This window comes from Acinetobacter sp. GG2, assembly GCF_000292385.1.
Lineage (GTDB): Bacteria > Pseudomonadota > Gammaproteobacteria > Pseudomonadales > Moraxellaceae > Acinetobacter > Acinetobacter seifertii.
Window position 1 is genome coordinate 1 of sequence record NZ_ALOW01000013.1, and the last position, 18,142, is coordinate 18,142.

21 protein-coding genes are annotated in these 18,142 nt (G+C 39.1%); 10 read left to right on the forward strand and 11 right to left on the reverse strand.

What is annotated here, in order from left to right; translation table 11 throughout:
- Positions 1-134 precede the first annotated feature (134 nt).
- The 4 genes from B554_RS0100645 (at position 135) to B554_RS0100660 (ending at position 2,892) form a co-directional block, all read left to right on the forward strand.
- The gene (locus tag B554_RS0100645) at positions 135-530 is read left to right on the forward strand and encodes an SRPBCC family protein (RefSeq protein ID WP_019456597.1); all 396 of its coding nucleotides are present in this window, start codon (positions 135-137) and stop codon (positions 528-530) included.
- A gap of 127 nt (positions 531-657) precedes the next feature.
- Entirely contained in the window at positions 658-1,008 is a 351-nt protein-coding gene (locus B554_RS0100650; RefSeq protein ID WP_019456598.1) for a GFA family protein, read from the forward strand.
- 20 nt (positions 1,009-1,028) lie between these two features.
- Positions 1,029-1,592, forward strand: a complete 564-nt coding sequence (locus B554_RS0100655; RefSeq protein WP_019456599.1) for a DUF4256 domain-containing protein — start codon at positions 1,029-1,031, stop codon at positions 1,590-1,592.
- Positions 1,593-1,728: 136 nt separating this feature from the next.
- Positions 1,729-2,892: an acyl-CoA dehydrogenase family protein gene (locus tag B554_RS0100660; protein WP_019456600.1), complete on the forward strand. Its 1,164-nt coding sequence runs from the start codon at positions 1,729-1,731 to the stop codon at positions 2,890-2,892.
- Positions 2,893-2,935: 43 nt separating this feature from the next.
- Here the strand turns inward: B554_RS0100660 and B554_RS0100665 are convergent, their stop codons facing one another.
- On the reverse strand, positions 2,936-3,436 hold the full coding sequence (locus tag B554_RS0100665; RefSeq protein WP_019456601.1) for a GNAT family N-acetyltransferase: 501 nt from the start codon (positions 3,434-3,436) through the stop codon (positions 2,936-2,938).
- Complete coding sequence (locus B554_RS0100670) at positions 3,433-4,032, reverse strand: TetR/AcrR family transcriptional regulator (RefSeq protein ID WP_019456602.1); 600 nt, start codon at positions 4,030-4,032, stop codon at positions 3,433-3,435. The genes B554_RS0100665 and B554_RS0100670 overlap by 4 nt, the downstream gene beginning before the upstream one ends.
- A 185-nt stretch (positions 4,033-4,217) precedes the next feature.
- Between B554_RS0100670 and B554_RS0100675 the strand changes: the two genes are divergently transcribed.
- Genes B554_RS0100675 through B554_RS0100700 form a run of 6 tightly spaced genes read left to right on the forward strand, consistent with a single transcriptional unit; the run spans position 4,218 to position 12,591 of the window.
- The gene (locus B554_RS0100675) at positions 4,218-6,023 is read left to right on the forward strand and encodes an acyclic terpene utilization AtuA family protein (RefSeq protein WP_019456603.1); all 1,806 of its coding nucleotides are present in this window, start codon (positions 4,218-4,220) and stop codon (positions 6,021-6,023) included.
- A gap of 20 nt (positions 6,024-6,043) precedes the next feature.
- Complete coding sequence (locus B554_RS0100680) at positions 6,044-6,955, forward strand: SDR family oxidoreductase (RefSeq protein ID WP_025465037.1); 912 nt, start codon at positions 6,044-6,046, stop codon at positions 6,953-6,955.
- A gap of 10 nt (positions 6,956-6,965) precedes the next feature.
- A complete protein-coding gene (locus tag B554_RS0100685; protein ID WP_019456605.1) occupies positions 6,966-8,579 on the forward strand; it encodes an acyl-CoA carboxylase subunit beta in 1,614 nt (537 codons plus the stop codon).
- A 42-nt stretch (positions 8,580-8,621) separates the two neighbouring features.
- Entirely contained in the window at positions 8,622-9,779 is a 1,158-nt protein-coding gene (locus B554_RS0100690; RefSeq protein ID WP_019456606.1) for an acyl-CoA dehydrogenase family protein, read from the forward strand.
- 16 nt (positions 9,780-9,795) lie between these two features.
- Positions 9,796-10,632, forward strand: coding sequence for an enoyl-CoA hydratase/isomerase family protein (locus tag B554_RS0100695; RefSeq protein WP_019456607.1), 837 nt, complete (start codon positions 9,796-9,798; stop codon positions 10,630-10,632).
- Between the two features lie 18 nt (positions 10,633-10,650).
- Complete coding sequence (locus B554_RS0100700; protein ID WP_019456608.1) at positions 10,651-12,591, forward strand: acetyl/propionyl/methylcrotonyl-CoA carboxylase subunit alpha; 1,941 nt, start codon at positions 10,651-10,653, stop codon at positions 12,589-12,591.
- A 45-nt stretch (positions 12,592-12,636) separates the two neighbouring features.
- On the opposite strand, the gene B554_RS0100705 is transcribed toward B554_RS0100700, so the two are convergent.
- The 9 genes from B554_RS0100705 to rplM form a co-directional block, all read right to left on the reverse strand.
- Positions 12,637-13,056 (reverse strand): roadblock/LC7 domain-containing protein, encoded by a 420-nt coding sequence (locus tag B554_RS0100705; RefSeq protein ID WP_019456609.1) that lies wholly within the window; start codon positions 13,054-13,056, stop codon positions 12,637-12,639.
- On the reverse strand, positions 13,049-13,609 hold the full coding sequence (locus B554_RS0100710; protein ID WP_019456610.1) for a GTP-binding protein: 561 nt from the start codon (positions 13,607-13,609) through the stop codon (positions 13,049-13,051). The genes B554_RS0100705 and B554_RS0100710 overlap by 8 nt, the downstream gene beginning before the upstream one ends.
- An 8-nt stretch (positions 13,610-13,617) precedes the next feature.
- The gene (locus B554_RS0100715; RefSeq protein WP_004704103.1) at positions 13,618-14,583 is read right to left on the reverse strand and encodes a hypothetical protein; all 966 of its coding nucleotides are present in this window, start codon (positions 14,581-14,583) and stop codon (positions 13,618-13,620) included.
- Positions 14,584-14,665: 82 nt separating this feature from the next.
- Positions 14,666-15,025 (reverse strand): hypothetical protein, encoded by a 360-nt coding sequence (locus B554_RS0100720; RefSeq protein WP_019456611.1) that lies wholly within the window; start codon positions 15,023-15,025, stop codon positions 14,666-14,668.
- 336 nt (positions 15,026-15,361) lie between these two features.
- Positions 15,362-16,018, reverse strand: a complete 657-nt coding sequence (locus B554_RS0100725; protein WP_004704109.1) for a hypothetical protein — start codon at positions 16,016-16,018, stop codon at positions 15,362-15,364.
- 17 nt (positions 16,019-16,035) lie between these two features.
- Positions 16,036-16,470: a ClpXP protease specificity-enhancing factor gene (locus B554_RS0100730; RefSeq protein WP_004704111.1), complete on the reverse strand. Its 435-nt coding sequence runs from the start codon at positions 16,468-16,470 to the stop codon at positions 16,036-16,038.
- A 6-nt stretch (positions 16,471-16,476) separates the two neighbouring features.
- Positions 16,477-17,130, reverse strand: a complete 654-nt coding sequence (locus B554_RS0100735; protein WP_019456612.1) for a glutathione S-transferase N-terminal domain-containing protein — start codon at positions 17,128-17,130, stop codon at positions 16,477-16,479.
- A gap of 172 nt (positions 17,131-17,302) precedes the next feature.
- Positions 17,303-17,689 (reverse strand): 30S ribosomal protein S9, encoded by a 387-nt coding sequence (gene rpsI, locus B554_RS0100740; RefSeq protein ID WP_002048725.1) that lies wholly within the window; start codon positions 17,687-17,689, stop codon positions 17,303-17,305.
- A 12-nt stretch (positions 17,690-17,701) separates the two neighbouring features.
- The gene (gene rplM, locus B554_RS0100745) at positions 17,702-18,130 is read right to left on the reverse strand and encodes a 50S ribosomal protein L13 (protein ID WP_002117832.1); all 429 of its coding nucleotides are present in this window, start codon (positions 18,128-18,130) and stop codon (positions 17,702-17,704) included.
- Between the last annotated feature and the right edge of the window lie 12 nt (positions 18,131-18,142).

An 18,142-nucleotide genomic window follows, 5' to 3' on the forward strand; every position in this document is an offset into this window, starting at 1 on the left:
TCAATAGAGTCCGGGGTGTTGCTTTATGCGGGGAAAAAACAGGGTAGATGTGATTTTACATAATCCTTTATATTGCTAATTATTTTGCAGCATAATAAAAACCAAATGAATTATAGACGAGTCTAAAATAAAAAATGTTAAAGTCCATTGTGGTTTCACAGTTCATCAATCAATCTCCTCAAAAAGTTTGGGAAGCATTGACCACGCCTGAAATTGTCCAGCAATGGTGGGCTAAAGGGGACATTCAGCCTAAAATCGGTCATCAATTTACTTTAGATATGGGAAATTTCGGAGTACAACATTGCCTAGTTAAGGCAGTTGATAAAGAAATTTTATTTGAATATGACTTTGCAATCGGTGTACTTGATACAACCCTAAGATGGCAATTAATTCCTCAAGAAAATGGCACACTTTTAAAGCTTAACCATTCGGGTTTTAATATGGATTCTTCTTTTGGCCAACAGGCTTTTATTGGTATGGGAAAAGGTTGGCCGCAAATCTTAAGCCGAATTGAGTCTGTAGTCTCTTAGTTTAGATAATCTACTAGAGTTTTAATTAAGTAGATTGTGTAAAGGTGAAAATCTCAAAATCTATACGAAGATTGAAAATTGATCTACCAAAAGAATATTATAAAAATTTAAAAAGAGGGAAAAAGATATGGAATATAAAGGAAGTTGTCATTGTGGACAGGTAAAGTTTGTCGCAGAAGGTGAGCTAACAGAAGCCTTATCTTGTAATTGCTCGATCTGCCAAAAGAAAGGGTCTTTACTTTGGTTCCTACCCACTAATCAAGTTACAGTTACTTTAGATTCTCCTGATATTTTAGCGAATTACACTTTTAACAAGCATGTGATTAATCATCATTTCTGTAAAAATTGCGGTATTCATCCCTATGCTCAAGGTATAGATCCCAAAGGTAATTCTATCTTTGCGATTAATGTTCGATGTATAGATGACATTGACTTAGATAAAATAAAAATAAATTATTTTGATGGACGTTCAGTTTAATAATTATAAGGATTTATTCAATGACAACTAAAAAACAATTAACTCAAACACAATTAAATTCACTACTTGAACTATTAAAGAAGAGATTTGAAAAGAACACACATCGCCATAAAGAAATTGATTGGACAAATGTGCGAGCTAAATTATTAGAATCGCCTGAAAAATTATGGTCATTGCAAGAAATGGAAAACACTGGAGGAGAGCCTGACGTTGTCTCTTATGATCAACAGAAGGATGAATATTTATTTGTCGATTGCTCTCCTGAGAGTCCAAAAGGCCGTAGAAGCCTTTGTTATGACCGAGAGGCTTTGGAGGCTAGAAAAGATCATCCTCCAAAAAATAGTGCAATCGATGTGGCTAAAGAAATGGGAGCTGAGCTTCTCACAGAAGAGCAATACCATGAATTACAAAAGTTAGGGGAATTTGATCTTAAAACATCAAGTTGGCTCAAAACCCCAGATGAGATTCGACGGTTAGATGGAGCTATTTTTGCTGACCGACGTTATGGTCGGGTATTCATTTATCATAATGGAGCACAGTCTTATTATGCTGTTCGTGGTTTTCGTTGCTGCTTAAGAGTATAGGCGTTGTGCATAAATAAAAATAATTCTGTTTGATGTTTTATGCCAAGAAAATGGAGATTCTTGCAACTTTTGATTGACTGTAAACATGACAAGATATGTTCAGGAATTAAATAAAAACATTAGGACATTTCTAAACATGCAACTCAATCCAATTTACTATAATGAACAACACATTGCTTTTGCTGACAATGTTCGCCGATTTGTACAAAAAGAAATGGCTCCTTTTGTTAATGAGTGGGATGAGGCTGAGACATTTCCTAGAGAGCTTTATAGAAAGGCAGCTGAAATTGGCCTATTAAGTTTAGGTTTTTCTGAAGAATATGGTGGTATTCCTGATGCAGATCCATTTTATTCATTACTGGCTGGTATTGAAATGGCAAAGGCGGGTTCTGGGGGAGTACATACCTCACTCATGGTACACACAATTGGCGCCCCTCCCATTCAGCATTTTGGAAGTGAGGAGTTAAAAGCTAGAGTCCTCCCAGAGATTATTTCTGGTGAAAAAATTTCTGCTTTGGCTATTACAGAACCAGGTGGTGGCTCAGATGTCGCTGCATTACAAACTAAAGCTGTTCGTGATGGTGATTACTATATTGTCTCGGGTGAGAAGACGTTTATCACATCGGGAATTCGTGCAGATTACTATACTGTAGCGGTACGTACAGACCCAACTAAAACAGGTGCAGAAGGTATTTCAATGTTGCTCGTTGATGCGCACAGTGAAGGAATTACTAAAACATCTTTAAAGAAAATGGGATGGTGGGCTTCTGATACGGCGCATTTGCATTTTGATCAAGTACGAGTACCTGCATCAAATCTGCTCGGCAAAGAAAACGCTGGTTTTAAAGTTATTATGAATAACTTTAATATGGAGCGGTTCTTCTTGGGAGTAGTGGCTTATGGGTATGCATTAGTCTGTTACGAAGAAGCTTTAGAGTGGGCGCAACAACGGAAAACTTTTGGTAAGAGATTAATTGATCATCAAGTGGTTCGTCATAAATTAGTAGATATGGCAACGCAATTAACCTCAACACGGGCATTGCTTGAAGAAACTGCATGGAAAATGACTCAGCCGAAGTTACAAGGACCTGAGTTGGTGGCACAAATTTCAATGCTTAAAAATGTTGCGACTCGCACTATGCAATTTTGTGCTGATGCAGCTGTGCAAACATTAGGTGGCATGGGTTTTATGCGAGGCACCAAGTCGGAACGTATTTACCGTGAAGTGAAGGTCAATATGATTGGTGGTGGTGCTGAAGAAATTATGAAAGATTTAATTAGTAAACAGTTAGGTTATTAATTTTAGAATAGGTTTTGCTTGTATAAACCATCTCATTCAGACTTTACTGAGATGGTTCTATCCATTTCTCATTTAAAATTGCCCAACGTTCATGATCTTTCCATGTTTTTCCGCCAATTCGAAGATATTGCCGAGAAAAACCTTCTTTAAAGAAACCTGCTTTGGCAACTAGTTGAATCGAGGGAATATTATCAGGTTGTATATTTGCTTCTAACCTATGCAAATTTAAATTTTCGAATGCTTCATTGAGTAATAGTTTGAGACCTTGCGTCATGTAGCCATGACCTTGATAGGGATGAAATACTTCATAACCTAAATAGGCTGAATGAAAATGGCCACGTATAATATTTGAAATATTAAATGTTCCAGCAATAGCATGGTTTGTTCTTACACAAACAAAATAACGATGTTCTTGTTCTAAATATGTTTGAAAGTCAGCTGGTGGATATGCCCACGGTTGATGTAATTGAACACTACGTGCATAAGCTTCTTTAATTTCTGCAAGGTCATTTTTCTTGGGTTTACGTAAATAGACTAGACTCATTTTAATGCCATCTCCCAGACCATTTCGGTTAACTCATCAATTTTGACTTTACCTTCAGCTTTATACCAAGTTACGGTCCATGATATTGCACCACCAACTAATCTTCGCCAAATAAAGGCATCATGTTTTACCTTGCCCTGGGTACGTAACTTTTCAATAATATCTAACCAGATTTGTTCATATTCGTTACGCATTTTTAAAAGATAATCTTGTTTTTCTTTTGATAGGGCAAACCATTCATAAACCAAAACAGCCATGGCTGCACCTGTATCTCCAGTAATTGAAATGAGTTCAGCTTTAATAAGGGCACGTAATTGTTGTTCTGGATTGGTAGATTGGGCTGCCGCATCTTGTAAACGAGCAAGATTGTAAATAATGGTTTCCTCCATCACGTGAGCGAGGATGTCATCTTTACTTTTAAAGTGGTGGAATAAGCTTCCCGACTGGATTCCAATAAATTGAGCAAGTTCGCGTACGGTGGTTTTATCATAGCCTTGTTTATGAAATAGATAAGCAGCCCCCCGTAATAAACGACCACGTGGACTATCGTCAAAACAAGAGATATTTGGAATCTGTTCAATTGAAGTAGCAATCATGCGAAAGCTGGTTCCTCTATATAAAAATACTTAACAGAAAAGTTTGCCAAATCTCATCATGTTTTACCTGAGCTGTCGAGTTTGGCAGTTTTGGTCAATTTCACAATAACATTTTGCTCTTTACAAACCAAGCGCTTGCTTGGTAATGTTGAGTTTAATTTTTAAACAAAATAATGAGAAATAAAATGGCAAGTAATCAACAGGATGATGAGCGTGTTGTGAAAATAGGTTGTGCTTCAGGATTTTGGGGAGACACCAATACTGCCGCTTTCCAATTAGTACATCTAACCGATATTAATTATTTGGTTTTTGATTATTTGTCAGAGATCACCATGTCGATTATGGCAAAAGCGAAGATGGTGGAACCAAAGCATGGTTATGCTTTGGACTTTGTCAGTCGAGTGATGGCACCTCTACTTAAAAAAATTGCAGAGAAAAAGATTAAGGTGATTAGTAATGCTGGTGGTGTTAATCCATTGGCGTGTCGAGATGCCTTACAAAAAATAATTAAAGAATATGGCCTAGATCTGAAAGTTGCTGTGGTTTTAGGTGATGATCTTTTAGCGAAACATGAGCAACTTAAGCAGCAAAATATTCAGGAAATGTTTAGTGGTGAAGCTTTGCCAGAACAGGTGGCGAGTAGTAATGCTTATTTAGGTGCGGTGGCTATTCGCGATGCTTTGAATTTAGGTGCAGATATTGTGATTACTGGCCGTGTGGTTGACTCTGCTGTGGTACTTGCTCCTTTACTTCATGAATATCAGTGGCCGCTCGATGATTATGACAAATTGGCGCAAGGTTCGTTGGCAGGGCATGTCATTGAATGTGGAGCTCAATGTACAGGTGGTAACTTTACCGATTGGCACCTAGTACAGGGCTTCGACAACATGGGCTTTCCAGTGGTTGAAGTGAGTGAAGATGGCTCATTTGTTGTAACTAAGCCTCAGGGTACAGGTGGTCTGGTTTCTACTGCTACAGTTGCAGAGCAAATTGTTTATGAAATAGGCAATCCTCAAGCATATTTACTACCCGATGTAATTGCTGATTTCAGCCACGTGCATTTAGAGCAAGTCGGGGAGCACCGAGTTCGTGTGACGGGTGCAAAAGGACAAGCACCGACTACACAATATAAAGTTAGTGCGACTTATCCAGATGGTTATCGGGTTTTAGTGAGTTTCTTAATTGCAGGACGTGAGGCACCACAAAAAGCACAAGTCATTGCTGATGCGATTTTGACTAAATGTGAGCGTGTTTTAGCAATGCGCTCAGTGCCTCCATTTAGTGAAAAGTCTGTTGAGATTTTAGGTATTGAAAGTACTTATGGAGCACATGCTCAGGCTTTAAATAGTCGTGAAGTGGTGGTCAAAATAGCTGTAAAACACATGTTTAAAGAAGCATGTATGTTCTTTGCATCTGAAATTGCACAGGCTTCAACAGGTATGGCTCCAGCCTCGGCAGGAATTGTCGGCGGAAGACCAAAAGCATCTCCAGTGATTAAATTATTTTCATTTTTAATTGATAAAAATCAGGTCAATGTCGAAATCGATTTTGATGGGAACCGCTATCCAGTTGAGATTCCTCGGGACACGTCTACAGAGCAATTCAATACTTTAGCAGCGGGTGAAAGTGCAGTTTATCAAGGGACTGAAATTGAAGTTCCTTTGATTGAAATTGCGCATGCCCGCAGTGGTGATAAAGGCAATCATAGCAATATCGGTGTGATTGCGCGTAAAGCAGAATATTTACCATGGATTCGTGCAGCACTGACTGAACAGGTGGTTGCAAGCTATATGCAACATGTCTTGGATGCTAAGAAAGGACGAGTCATTCGTTATGAGTTACCGGGTTTAAATGCACTGAATTTTATATTGGAAAATGCCTTGGGGGGCGGTGGTATTGCAAGCCTGCGAATCGATCCGCAGGGTAAAGCATTTGCACAGCAATTATTGGATATGCCTGTCAAAGTTCCGGCACATCTTTTAGAAAAATAAAATGAATGGATGAAACAAAGATGAGTTATCAATCAATTTTTAGACTAGATGCTTTCGCTAATAAAGTCATTATTGTAACAGGTGGCGGCTCAGGAATTGGCCGTTGTACGGCACATGAGCTTGCAGCCCTTGGCGCTCAAGTGGTGATTACAGGACGAAAAATTGAAAAATTAGAGAAAGTAAGCCAAGAAATTATAGAAGATGGTGGGCGGGTTCATTTCATTGTTTGTGATAACCGTGAAGAAGAGCAAGTGAAAAATATGATTGCCGAAGTGATTGAGAAATTCGGCAAGCTCGATGGTCTTGTAAATAATGCGGGTGGTCAGTTCCCCTCAGCTTTAGAGAATATCTCTGCAAATGGTTTCGATGCAGTCGTGCGTAATAATTTACACGCAACTTTCTATTTAATGCGTGAAGCTTATAACCAATGGATGGCTAAACATGGTGGCAGTATTGTCAATATGACTGCTGATATGTGGGGCGGTATGCCGGGAATGGGGCATTCTGGTGCTGCGCGTTCTGGGGTTGATAACTTAACTAAAACAGCATCAGTTGAGTGGGGTAAATCAGGCGTTCGTGTAAATGCGGTTGCACCGGGGTGGATCGTATCATCCGGTATGGATAATTATAGCGGTGATTTTGCCAAAGTAATTATTCCAAGTCTTGCTGGTAATGTACCGCTAAAACGTATGGGGACTGAGTCGGAAGTTTCATCGGCAATTTGTTATTTACTGTCCGATGCTGCTGCTTTTGTTTCGGGTGTGACATTACGCATTGATGGCGCTGCATCGCAAGGAACACGCATGTACCCACTAGCCGAAGCAACAAATAGTCAGTCTTATAATGGTTTCCATCGCGCGTTTATTCCTGAAATTTTTAAAAAAGATAAGACTGAGAAAGTCGAGCAAAGCAATAATTCAGGCTCGGAGTGAGGAATAAAAAATGACTATTCTCCAATCCGAAATTACTGTTGGTAGTGAACAGTATCAAAAGAATAAAGAGGCACTGCTTGCTCAGCTGAGTGAAGTCCGTGAAATTCAGCAAAAAAGCATTGATAAATCGTATGCTGCCAAAGCGAAGTTTGACAAGAAAGGTAAGATTTTGCCGCATGAGCGTGTACGGTTATTACTTGACGCTGATTCATCTTTTATTGAGCTTTGTGGTTTGGTTGGCTACAACATGCTTGATGATAAAGATGGTTCAGAAGCGGGTGGTGGTGTGATTGCTGGCATTGGTTTTGTCAGTGGTGTGCGTTGTCTGGTTTCTGCAAGTAATAGTGCAATCAAAGGCGGAACCATGTCTCCTATGGGCGTACAAAAAACTTTGCGTTTGCAAAAAATTGCCTTAGAACAAAAACTCCCCCTGATTACGCTGACCGAAAGTGGTGGCGCCAACTTAAATTATGCGGCTGAAGTATTTACCTATGGTGGTATGACCTTTGCAAATCAGGCACGTCTTTCTGCGGCTGGTATTCCTCAACTTGCAGTGGTGCATGGTAATGCAACGGCAGGAGGGGCTTATCAACCCGGTCTTTCCGATTATGTCATTGCTGTACGCAAACAAACCGAAATGCTTCTTGCAGGTCCACCTTTACTTCTGGCTGCCACGGGTGAAGTCGCTACAGCGGAGGAATTGGGTGGGGCTGAAATGCATGCACAGGTTGCCGGAACAGCAGAATATTTAGCTGAAAATGACGCTGATGGTATTCGACTTGCACGGGAAATTTTTGAACATCTGAACTGGAAAGAGCAAATCAAACCAGTTGAAACGACTTATAAAGAACCTCGTTACGATGCCGATGAACTGTTGGGGTTGATTCCAAATGACCCTAAACAACCATTTAACATGAAAGAAGTGCTTGCCCGCATTATTGATGATTCAGATTTTCTAGAATTTAAACAGGAATATGATGATTTAACGGTTTGTGGTTGGGCAAAGATTGGTGGATTACATATCGGTATTATTACCAATAATGGTCCAATTACACCTCAAGGGGCGGCGAAAGCAGCTCAGTTTATTCACCTGTGTGAGCAGACCAAGCGTCCATTATTATTCCTGCATAACACCACTGGTTTTATGGTGGGAACTGATGCAGAGCAAAATGGCATTATCAAACATGGCTCGAAACTGATTCAAGCTGTTGCCAATTGTACTGTACCTAAAATTTCGATTATTGTGGCAGGCTCTTATGGTGCTGGCAACTATGCAATGTGTGGTCGGAGTTTATCGCCAGACTTTATTTTTGCATGGCCAAATTCGCATGTTGCTGTCATGGGCGCTGCACAAGCCGGAAAAGTGCTACGCATTGTGGCTGAAGGAAAGCAAAAAGCTTCTGGTCAGGAGCCTAATCCGCAAATGCTCGATTTTCTTGAGCAAAGTACGGCTATGAAATTAGAACAGCAATCCACTGCGCTTTTCAATACGGCCATGCTGCATGATGACGGCATTATCGATCCGCGAGATAGTCGAAAATTATTAATTTTCCTTTTACAAACCATTTATGAAGCACAGCAACGAGAGCTAAATCCAACTCGTTTTGGTGTGTCCCGTTTTTAATCAACCTTTACCGCAATTAAAAAAATTAATAGGAATAACACCATGAAATTTACTGCCGAACATGAAGCATTACGTCGTACAGCTCGTCAATTTGTTCAAAATGAGCTGAATCCACATATTCCAGAATGGGAAGCTGCGGGACGTTTCCCAATCCATGACGTATTTAAAAAAATGGGTGATCTTGGTTTATTGGGGATTTGTAAGCCTGAGGAAAATGGCGGTTTAGCGTTAGATTATTCCTATAACCTTGTGGTTGCAGAAGAAATTGGATATGCCGCTTGTGGCGGGGTACCTTTGGCGATTGGTGTGCAAACCGATATGGCTACACCTGCTTTGGCACGTTTTGGTAGTAAAGAGTTACGTGATGAGTTTTTAACACCAGCGATTGCTGGGGAATATGTGGCATCGATTGCAGTATCAGAAGTGCATGCCGGTTCGGATGTTGCTGCTATTAAAACAACAGCAAAAAAAGATGGCGATGACTATGTCATTAACGGCAGCAAAATGTGGATTACCAACTCACTGCAGGCTGATTTCTTCTGCCTATTGGCGAACACATCTGATGATAAACCTCACGTCAACAAGTCGATGATTATTGTGCCAGCAAAAACCAAAGGGATTAGTTTTTCAGAGCCACTTAATAAATTAGGGATGCGTTCAACGACCACAGCGCAGGTTTATTTAGATAATGTCCGTGTACCTCAACGTAACTTAGTGGGTGTCGAAGGTATGGGCTTCATGATGCAGATGATGCAATTTCAGGAAGAGCGCTTATGGGCTTGTGCCAATGCCATTGGCGGGTTGGAAAATTTAATCCAAAAGACTATCGACTATACCAAAGAGCGTACGACGTTTGGTCAGCCACTTATTAATAACCAATATATTCACTTCCGTTTTGCTGAACTCATGACTGAAATAGAAGCACTTAAAGCATTAACCTACCAAGCGTGTGAACAGCATATTGCTGGTGAAGATGTGACCAAGCTGGCATCTATGGCAAAACTCAAAGCTGGACGTTTAACTCGTGAAGTTGCTGATAGCTGTCTGCAATACTGGGGTGGTAATGGCTTTATGTGGGATAACCCTGCATCACAGTTATATCGTGATGGTCGTTTAGGCTCTATTGGCGGTGGGGCAGATGAGATTATGTTGGGGATTATCTGTAAGTTAATGGACATTCTCCCTAAAAAGCAGAAATAAAAATAAGGAATACACCATGACACTTTCCTCATCTCTACAAGCTCTAGATATTGATGACAGCATTCAATTAGAACAAGACGGCAGTATTTTATATCTCTGGTTAAACCGACCAGAAAGCCGTAATGCCATGAACTTGAAGATGGTCAATGCCATTCAGCAAGTTTTCACTGCCATTCGCGATGACCTTTCAATTCGTGCGGTAATTATCCGTGGTGAAGGCGGAACTTTTTGTGCAGGTGGTGACATTAAAGACATGGCGGCTTTGCGTGTTGAAGCGACCAATGTCAGCAGTCTACAACCTTATGCTGACTTTAATCGCCGTTTTGGTGCCATGCTTGAGCAAGTTGAAGCTGCGCCGCAAACGGTTGTAGTGATTTTAGAAGGTGCTGTTTTAGGTGGTGGTTTTGGGCTGGCATGTGTTTCGGATGTTTCGATTAGTCGTGACAATGCCCAGTTTGGTTTACCTGAAACGGGTCTAGGTGTGATTCCTGCACAAATTGCTCCTTTTGTGGTGAAACGTATTGGCCTGACTCAGGCGCGTCGACTTGCTTTACTCGGTATGCGTTTTGAAGGGCATACAGCATTAAGTGTCGGTGTGGTTCATCAAATTGCACATAATGAAATTGAACTTGAACAAGCTTTAGAGGAAACCATTCAACACATTAAACGAGCAGCTCCTCAAGCTTCGCGTGTGACTAAAGCGCTGTTACATCGAACGCTCAATGAACCTTTAAATGAATTGCTAGATGATGCTGCACAGCAGTTTGCTCAAGCAGTTGGTGGGGCTGAGGGACAAGAAGGAACAATGGCTTTTATCCAGAAACGTTTGCCAAATTGGGCCGATGAGTCATAAAAGATAAGGATAAAAATAATGAAATTTTCAAAAGTACTGGTTGCCAACCGTGGTGAAATTGCAGTTCGAGTCATGCAAACTGCCAAAGCCATGGGCTATCAAACCGTCGCAGTTTATTCCGATGCAGACCGTAATGCCCGCCATGTGCAAGAGGCAGATGAAGCTGTCTATATTGGGCCTTCTAAAGTATCTGAGTCTTATCTCGCTATTACCAAAATTATTGAAGCTTGCAAAAAAACAGGTGCTGATGCGGTTCACCCTGGTTATGGTTTTTTGTCAGAGAATACTAATTTTGCTCAGGCATGTATCGACAACCAGATTACCTTTATTGGGCCTACCGCTTCTGCAATTGAATTAATGGGCAGTAAACGCCTTTCAAAAATTGCCATGATTGAGACGGGCGTCCCTTGTGTACCGGGCTATGAAGGTGACCGACAGGATCTTGAATACTTAGCAGCACAAGCAGAACAGATTGGCTTTCCAATTATGGTCAAAGCTTCTGCTGGTGGTGGTGGTCGTGGCATGCGCTTGGTAAAGGAAGCATCCGAATTGGTTGAGGCCTTACAAACCGCACGTTCCGAAGCTGAAAATGCTTTTGGTTCTGGCGAGCTCATTTTAGAAAAAGCAGTGATTGCTCCGCGTCATGTCGAAATTCAGGTTTTTGGCGATACACATGGCAATTATGTTTATTTGTTTGAACGTGATTGTTCGATCCAACGACGCCATCAGAAGGTTGTTGAAGAAGCACCGTGTCCAGTGATGACGCCTGAACTGCGTCAGCAAATGGGTGAAGCAGCGGTAGCAGCGGCTAAAGCATGTGCTTATGTCGGGGCGGGGACAGTTGAGTTTTTGCTTGATGCATCCGGTGCATTTTACTTTTTGGAGATGAATACTCGTTTGCAGGTCGAGCATCCGGTAACCGAACTTATTACGGGACTAGATTTAGTTGAATGGCAGTTACGTGTAGCGAATGGTGAACAATTGCCTTTGCAACAACATGAATTGATGTTAAACGGTCATGCAATCGAGGTGCGTTTGTATGCCGAAGACCCACGTCAGGATTTCTTACCACAAACAGGAAAGGTTTTACGATGGCAGCCTGCAACTTTACCAAATGTGCGAATCGATCATGGCATGTTAGCAACCGATGAAATCAGTCCATTTTACGATCCGATGGTTGCAAAGGTGATTGCATACGGTAAAACCCGTGAGGATGCGATTCGCTTACTGGCTCGTGCCGTAGATGATTGTGTTTTGCTAGGAGTAAATAGTAATAAACAATTTTTGGTCAATTTATTACGTCATCCAGTTGTTGTTGCAGGAGATACCAATACAGCGTTCATTCAACAGCATTTTCTAAATGACAGCAGTTTACATAAGCAGGTTCTATCTTTAGAAACATTAGCGATTGCAGCGGCATTATTTAGCCAAAGTAACGGTACGGCAGTGTGGCAAACTGGCTTAGGTGTGCCATTACCATTAAAACTTAAATATGATGATCAGCAAATTCAATTACTGCTTTCATCTGTAAATAACACATTTACGGCCCAGTTCTGTGATCAAACAGTTTGCATTGAAGTACTTGAGAGAACGCCAGATTACCTAGTTTATTTAATTAATGGTGTGCGTCGCCGTGTCCAATGTGTATTAGATGGTGATCAGCTTTACTTAGATCGAGAGAATGGCAATGTTGCAATTCGCAACGTAACTTATGCTGCGCCAGAAACAGTTGATGCGGCTGGTGATGGCAAAATTCGTGCACCAATGGATGGTGCTGTAGTAAATATCTTGGTCAATAAAGGTGATCAAGTGGTGAAAGGTCAGACCTTACTAGTGCTTGAAGCTATGAAAATCCAGCAGCAGATTAAAGCTGATGTAGATGGGATTATTGAAGAAGTTTTAGGCCAACAAGGGCAGCAAGTTAAAAAACGGCAAATGCTATTTAGTATCCAAGTATAAAAAATACCGCTCTTATTGGGCGGTATTTTTTTATAGCCGTGTGGGTTATTCTCCATCTGCCTCTGCAATCACTTGGCTTGCTTTTTTTAGACTGTAAAGCAGTTGCCCTAAAAGTACATCTCTATTACTTAGGGTAACCATCACCATCGGGTGATGGATCGCTGGAATGGCCGTTAAAATGGCTTTGCCATTATCTGCATCTAAGGTGATGTTATTACAGCCGGTCAGTTGAATTTCTTTTAAAAATGCAGTGACCATTGCCAAAATAGAACTACTCACCGCAGCTAATTTAGTGGTGTTATGATAGTTCTTATGGCTGACTGTTGCTAATTCAAACCCATCTGAAGAACAAATCATCACAAAGTCTACACCACGTGTATTCATCAGAATTTTTTGGGCTTCACTTTTTGCAAGTTGTAGCAATTGTGTTGGAGCGGTTCTTTTTTGAACTGGAATACTAAGCATGATCTTTCCCTTGAGATGTTGCGCCTACCTTAACTTCAAGTGATGCAATTAATGATTCAACCATCATTGAAATGTGCTCTTGTTCTCTTGCATCAATAAAAAATAATGGATATTGAAGTTCATTTTCTGTTAACCAATTACGATACTGCTGAAGTGAAGATTCTTTATTTTCATCAATATGTGTAATACCAATCGCAATATTATTATTATAGTTTTTAAAGGTTTCCAAATAGCTTTCTAGCTCGCTAATAGCACTTGGGCTGTTATGATCTAACAGAAGAATAATACCGATTGCGCCTTCACAAATAACTGACCAGATAAAATCAAAACGGCTTTGTCCAGGTGTTCCATATAAGCCAATTTTAACTCCATCATCTAGTGTAATTTCACCGTAATCAATTCCGACTGTTGTTTGTGATTTTTGATGGCTTTCTACATCTGTATTAAATGCTTCTGTTCCTAAAATTGGAATTTCAGATAGCGATTTGATCGCTTCTGTTTTTCCCGCCCCCATGCTGCCCGCAAAGACAATTTTATATTGCTGTATAATCATACTGTTCCTTAAAAACCAAAACGACGTCTAATTTTTCCTATGAAATTTTTAAAAAAATGACTTTCACTATTTGAGCCTTCTGAATTCGTTTGAGGAGCGTATGAACACTTATTTGCAGAAACATATTGTCCGTTATTTGCCATTAAGCAAGCCGTAATAAAACGTAAAATAACATCGATTGGTTGGTTAAGTTGTTTTGCTACATCAGTGACTTTTGCTCCCTGAATAAAGCAGGCAGAGAGCTGAAGGCTAATTTTTCTATATTCTTTTTGATAGGGTTGCGGCCAATGATCTATTTTGAAATAACCATCAGCCGAAGCTAAATTTTCAAATTCATTTGAATACCAGATGAGATTCCATAACCAATCTTTTAAGTAATAACCTTTTTTACGTGAAACCTTTGTAAAGTCTGAGGTTTTGGCAAAAGCAAAATTAAAACTCATATTGGTATGTGCTTTTTGACGAGAAGGTTCTACCCAAGCGACCTGAGTCCTGTTATCAATAATAGCGAGCGTACCTTTATCATCAAATAAATGTAATTTGGTATTTTCCTGACTATGTAAACTTTTTATAAATTGCCCATCTATGAGAGCCATTTCATTTGATAAAGCTGACGTAGAGTTAATAGCAGTAGATTCTAAAGAGGCTAATACATTTTTTTGTAGCCAAGATAGAAGGGGCTCTGACTTTTCTAAAGGAAAGTGTAAAGTATGTTCATATATAGAATTTCCATTTTGTGAAGGTGTTTTGGTAATTTTTAAATAAGGAATTTTTTTCTTTTGAAGAATATTTTGAATGTTATCTGCATCAAAAAAGTTTTCGTTAATGATTAATAAATCAATATTATTATTAGAAATGTTAACCCAATTAATCCCATATTGATTGGATATTAAATTTCGGATTAATATTTTTAATTCATCTGAAACTTTTAAGCTTAAACCTGAAACTGCAATATTTATGCAATGACTATCCATAGTATCATTTTAAGTTTTATTAAATAGTGTAGTGATTTTTTATGCTCTTTATAATTAATATAAAGAGCATAAATTAAATCAATTAGCTGAAGTCTAGCTCTTTTTCAAATGACTTTAACTCATGGCGAGCCATAGCCAAATTTGCTTTAGTACGATCAAGTACTAAATAAAGAAATAAGTTGTTATTACTCTCTAATGGACGAATTAAGTGATAAGCCTTACCCAATGTAATTAAAATGTCCTCAATATTGTCATTTAATTTCAATGCATTAGCGATGTTTCTTTTTGCGCGAATGACTTCTGTATTTCCAGCAGCCGCCAATTCTAAATCAATTTCCCCACCGCCTTGAGTTGCAAGTGATAAACCACTTTCTGAATCAACAAGTGCAGATGCAACAAAACCATCAATTTCAGTTAAGCTATCTAAAGAAAGTTTAGCCATTTTTATCTCTCAGGATTATAAAATTATAGTTACTACTTTTTATTTAAAAGTAGTTAAAAATCATTATATTTCTACCCAAGTTTAAGTCAATCAAACAAGTTTAAATTAAAATTGATGTTTGGGTAAGTAAGTGACCAAAAATGTCATATTATAAAAAATATTATAAGAAAATTTATGCATTATACTTTTAATATTGTGCTCAGGTTTGCATTATATAATTTTCATTCAAAATTTAATAATTGTAATAGAATGTTAAAATAATATGGGATAATAAATTATGTTTTTAAAATAAAAAAAGAGGAACTATTTGTTCCTCCTTTAATGTTTATGATGAAATTAAACAAGCTGAGTATAAATACAGTACAAATAACCCAAGATTGCTAAAGCAACTACAGGAGCAATTATCTTTGACCATGTAGGAACTGAAGTTTCGATTGTTTGTTCTTCAATATGCAAATCTTCGTGGGATGGTTGGGCTTGATGAACCATTTGGTTAAACTCCTTCATTGTTGTATCCAATGATAGCTCTTCTTGCTCAACAGGTTTAGAACCAATTAACTCTGTTAGGTGATTTGTTGACCAAACCCAGTCTTCCGCTTGGCCTGATAAATGTTCAACTTGACCTAAGATGAGCTCTTTCAATCCATTTTGACCGAACCCACCAGTGTCATCAAGCTGATTCAGCTCTGTTAACTGTAATGTGAGAATTTCAGAAATACTTTGTTCGAGCTCAGTATTTTTTAAAACTGATTGATTGTGTTTAGATGTAGTTAGATGGCGCGCTACTTCTTGAATATATAGTGGATCAGCAGTTTTTATTTCATTATAAATTTTACTATCATCTTGACGCCATAAGCTGATTAACTTGCCAAGTGTTAGCACGTTAACTTCATCAATCAGCTTATTCTTTTCATTTGCTGGATATTGATTTAAAAGCTGAGGCTTCTGAATTTTTATTTGCTCAGCAAAGTATTGGACTAAATCAAATGCCATACTTTATTCCTCTAAATTTAATCTAAAATTCTTAATGTTGGTTTTTTCTTGCTCGATGTTGTTTCAGTTGATTCTTGTACTTCTGGCCCCATTACATTTTCTGCAGGAGTGACATTGGCATATTCTTCTGGATCAAAGAATAAACCCTGACCATTTTCACGTGCATACAGGCCTAAAACAGCTTGAATAGGCACATAAATATTTTTGGAAACTCCACCAAACCGTGCTGAAAAAGTAATAGCATCATTGGTAATCAATAATTGATGTACAGCATGTGGAACAATGTTTAAAACGATTTGACCATCTTTGACAAATTGTTGTGGTACATCCGTATGTGGCTGTGTTGCATCAACAAGTAAATAAGGTGTGAGTTTGTTGTCGCAAATCCATTCATAGATTGCACGAGCAAGATAAGGACGTGTAGGGGTTAATTCAATAGTTTGCTCAGACATATCACACTATTCCATATTTAATTGTTCATTGTAACGGGTTTTCTCTTGGGCCGTCATTGATTTAACAAAAGAAGGGCGGCTAAAGATACGTTTACAGTACAAAAATATAGGCCGACACTGCTGCTTTGGTAAATCAATTCCCATGCTATTCAGCCTCACAAAAATTGGGGCAAGCATACAATCCAAAATTGAAAAATTTTCCGACATAAAGTAAGGAAAATGCTGAAATAGTGGAGTAAGAGAAATTAAGGTCTCACGTAGTTCTTTTTGGGCTTTTTGTTTTTGTTCTATATTTAAAGTATCTACATGTTTGAGCATATGATCAGCCAATTTGAACCAATCATTTTCAAGACGCCAAATATATTGTCGTTGTTCTGCGCGTGCCATCGGCGCATCGGCGTAAAGTTTACTCTGACGATATCGGTCATCAAGATATTCAGCAATAATGGGTGCTGAGAATAATTTCAGGTTTTGCTCAAGGAGCATCGGTAATTGGTTATAAGGGTTTAGACTTGCTAAATCCTCATCTTCGTGATCAGTTATGATCAATTGATATTTAATTTGTTTTTCTGCTAATAAGAAACGAATCCAGTGAGAACGGAAATCATCAGCATGGCTGTAAAGGGTAATCCCCTGAATAGAGGTATTTTCGACCGACATATCACAAGACGACGTGGTTGAGTGAATCGATTAGAATACTAAAAATGCTCTAGGAAATCACGGTTCTAAAGAGATAGTTTTTATATTTATAAGTTCTTATCTTTTGGTGCTGTTTTTATAATAAAAAAGCCTTGGAAAAATCCAAGGCTTTTTGTCCGATTCGGTAAACGAATTAACGTTTAGAGAATTGAGGACGTTTACGAGCTTTACGTAAACCAAGTTTCTTACGTTCAACTTCACGAGCATCACGAGTAACGAAACCAGCTTGACGTAGAACAGGTTTTAAAGTTTCGTCAGCAGCGATAAGCGCACGAGTAATACCGTGACGGATCGCGCCAGCTTGACCACCGATACCACCACCTTTAACAGTGATGTAAAGGTCAAACTTTTCAGTAACTTCTAAAAGTTCTAAAGGTTGACGAACAACCATACGAGCAGTTTCACGACCGAAATATTGCTCTAAAGTACGGTTGTTAATAACGAGTTTGCCTGTACCAGCTGACAAGAAAACACGTGCAGTTGCGGTCTTACGGCGACCTGTACCATAATTAGTAGCCATGTGCTGTATCCCTTAGATGTCCAAAACTTGTGGCTGTTGAGCAGCATGCGGATGCTCAGTACCAGCGTACACTTTCATTTTTTTGATCATTGCATAACCAAGAGGACCTTTTGGTAACATGCCTTTAACTGCTTTTTCAAGAACAGCTTCAGGTTTGTGAGCAATTAACTTCTCGAAGTTAGTCTCACGGATACCACCAGGGAAACCAGTATGGCGATAATATTTCTTATCAAGTGATTTTTTACCAGTCACTTGAACTTGTTCAGCATTAATCACAACGATGTAATCGCCAGTGTCAACGTGAGGAGTATAAGAAGTTTTATGCTTACCGCGTAAACGACGAGCGATTTCAGTCGCAAGGCGACCTAAAGTTTTGCCAGAAGCATCAACAACATACCAGTCATGTTGAACTTCAGCTGGCTTAGCGCTGAGAGTTTTCATTAAACCACTACC

Excerpts from the sequence above, each read along its gene's own strand:
- B554_RS0100705 (WP_019456609.1), bottom strand. The coding sequence starts at position 13,056 with ATGCTTAGTATTCCAGTTCAAAAAAGAACCGCTCCAACACAATTGCTA.
- B554_RS0100690 (WP_019456606.1), top strand. The coding sequence starts at position 8,622 with ATGAAATTTACTGCCGAACATGAAGCATTACGTCGTACAGCTCGTCAA.
- B554_RS0100660 (WP_019456600.1), top strand. The coding sequence starts at position 1,729 with ATGCAACTCAATCCAATTTACTATAATGAACAACACATTGCTTTTGCT.
- B554_RS0100725 (WP_004704109.1), bottom strand. The coding sequence starts at position 16,018 with ATGGCATTTGATTTAGTCCAATACTTTGCTGAGCAAATAAAAATTCAG.
- B554_RS0100645 (WP_019456597.1), top strand. The coding sequence starts at position 135 with ATGTTAAAGTCCATTGTGGTTTCACAGTTCATCAATCAATCTCCTCAA.
- B554_RS0100650 (WP_019456598.1), top strand. The coding sequence starts at position 658 with ATGGAATATAAAGGAAGTTGTCATTGTGGACAGGTAAAGTTTGTCGCA.
- B554_RS0100735 (WP_019456612.1), bottom strand. The coding sequence starts at position 17,130 with ATGTCGGTCGAAAATACCTCTATTCAGGGGATTACCCTTTACAGCCAT.
- B554_RS0100665 (WP_019456601.1), bottom strand. The coding sequence starts at position 3,436 with ATGAGTCTAGTCTATTTACGTAAACCCAAGAAAAATGACCTTGCAGAA.
- B554_RS0100685 (WP_019456605.1), top strand. The coding sequence starts at position 6,966 with ATGACTATTCTCCAATCCGAAATTACTGTTGGTAGTGAACAGTATCAA.
- B554_RS0100670 (WP_019456602.1), bottom strand. The coding sequence starts at position 4,032 with ATGATTGCTACTTCAATTGAACAGATTCCAAATATCTCTTGTTTTGAC.
- rpsI (WP_002048725.1), bottom strand. The coding sequence starts at position 17,689 with ATGGCTACTAATTATGGTACAGGTCGCCGTAAGACCGCAACTGCACGT.
- B554_RS0100655 (WP_019456599.1), top strand. The coding sequence starts at position 1,029 with ATGACAACTAAAAAACAATTAACTCAAACACAATTAAATTCACTACTT.
- B554_RS0100715 (WP_004704103.1), bottom strand. The coding sequence starts at position 14,583 with ATGGATAGTCATTGCATAAATATTGCAGTTTCAGGTTTAAGCTTAAAA.
- B554_RS0100680 (WP_025465037.1), top strand. The coding sequence starts at position 6,044 with ATGAGTTATCAATCAATTTTTAGACTAGATGCTTTCGCTAATAAAGTC.
- B554_RS0100675 (WP_019456603.1), top strand. The coding sequence starts at position 4,218 with ATGGCAAGTAATCAACAGGATGATGAGCGTGTTGTGAAAATAGGTTGT.
- B554_RS0100700 (WP_019456608.1), top strand. The coding sequence starts at position 10,651 with ATGAAATTTTCAAAAGTACTGGTTGCCAACCGTGGTGAAATTGCAGTT.
- rplM (WP_002117832.1), bottom strand. The coding sequence starts at position 18,130 with ATGAAAACTCTCAGCGCTAAGCCAGCTGAAGTTCAACATGACTGGTAT.
- B554_RS0100720 (WP_019456611.1), bottom strand. The coding sequence starts at position 15,025 with ATGGCTAAACTTTCTTTAGATAGCTTAACTGAAATTGATGGTTTTGTT.
- B554_RS0100695 (WP_019456607.1), top strand. The coding sequence starts at position 9,796 with ATGACACTTTCCTCATCTCTACAAGCTCTAGATATTGATGACAGCATT.
- B554_RS0100710 (WP_019456610.1), bottom strand. The coding sequence starts at position 13,609 with ATGATTATACAGCAATATAAAATTGTCTTTGCGGGCAGCATGGGGGCG.
- B554_RS0100730 (WP_004704111.1), bottom strand. The coding sequence starts at position 16,470 with ATGTCTGAGCAAACTATTGAATTAACCCCTACACGTCCTTATCTTGCT.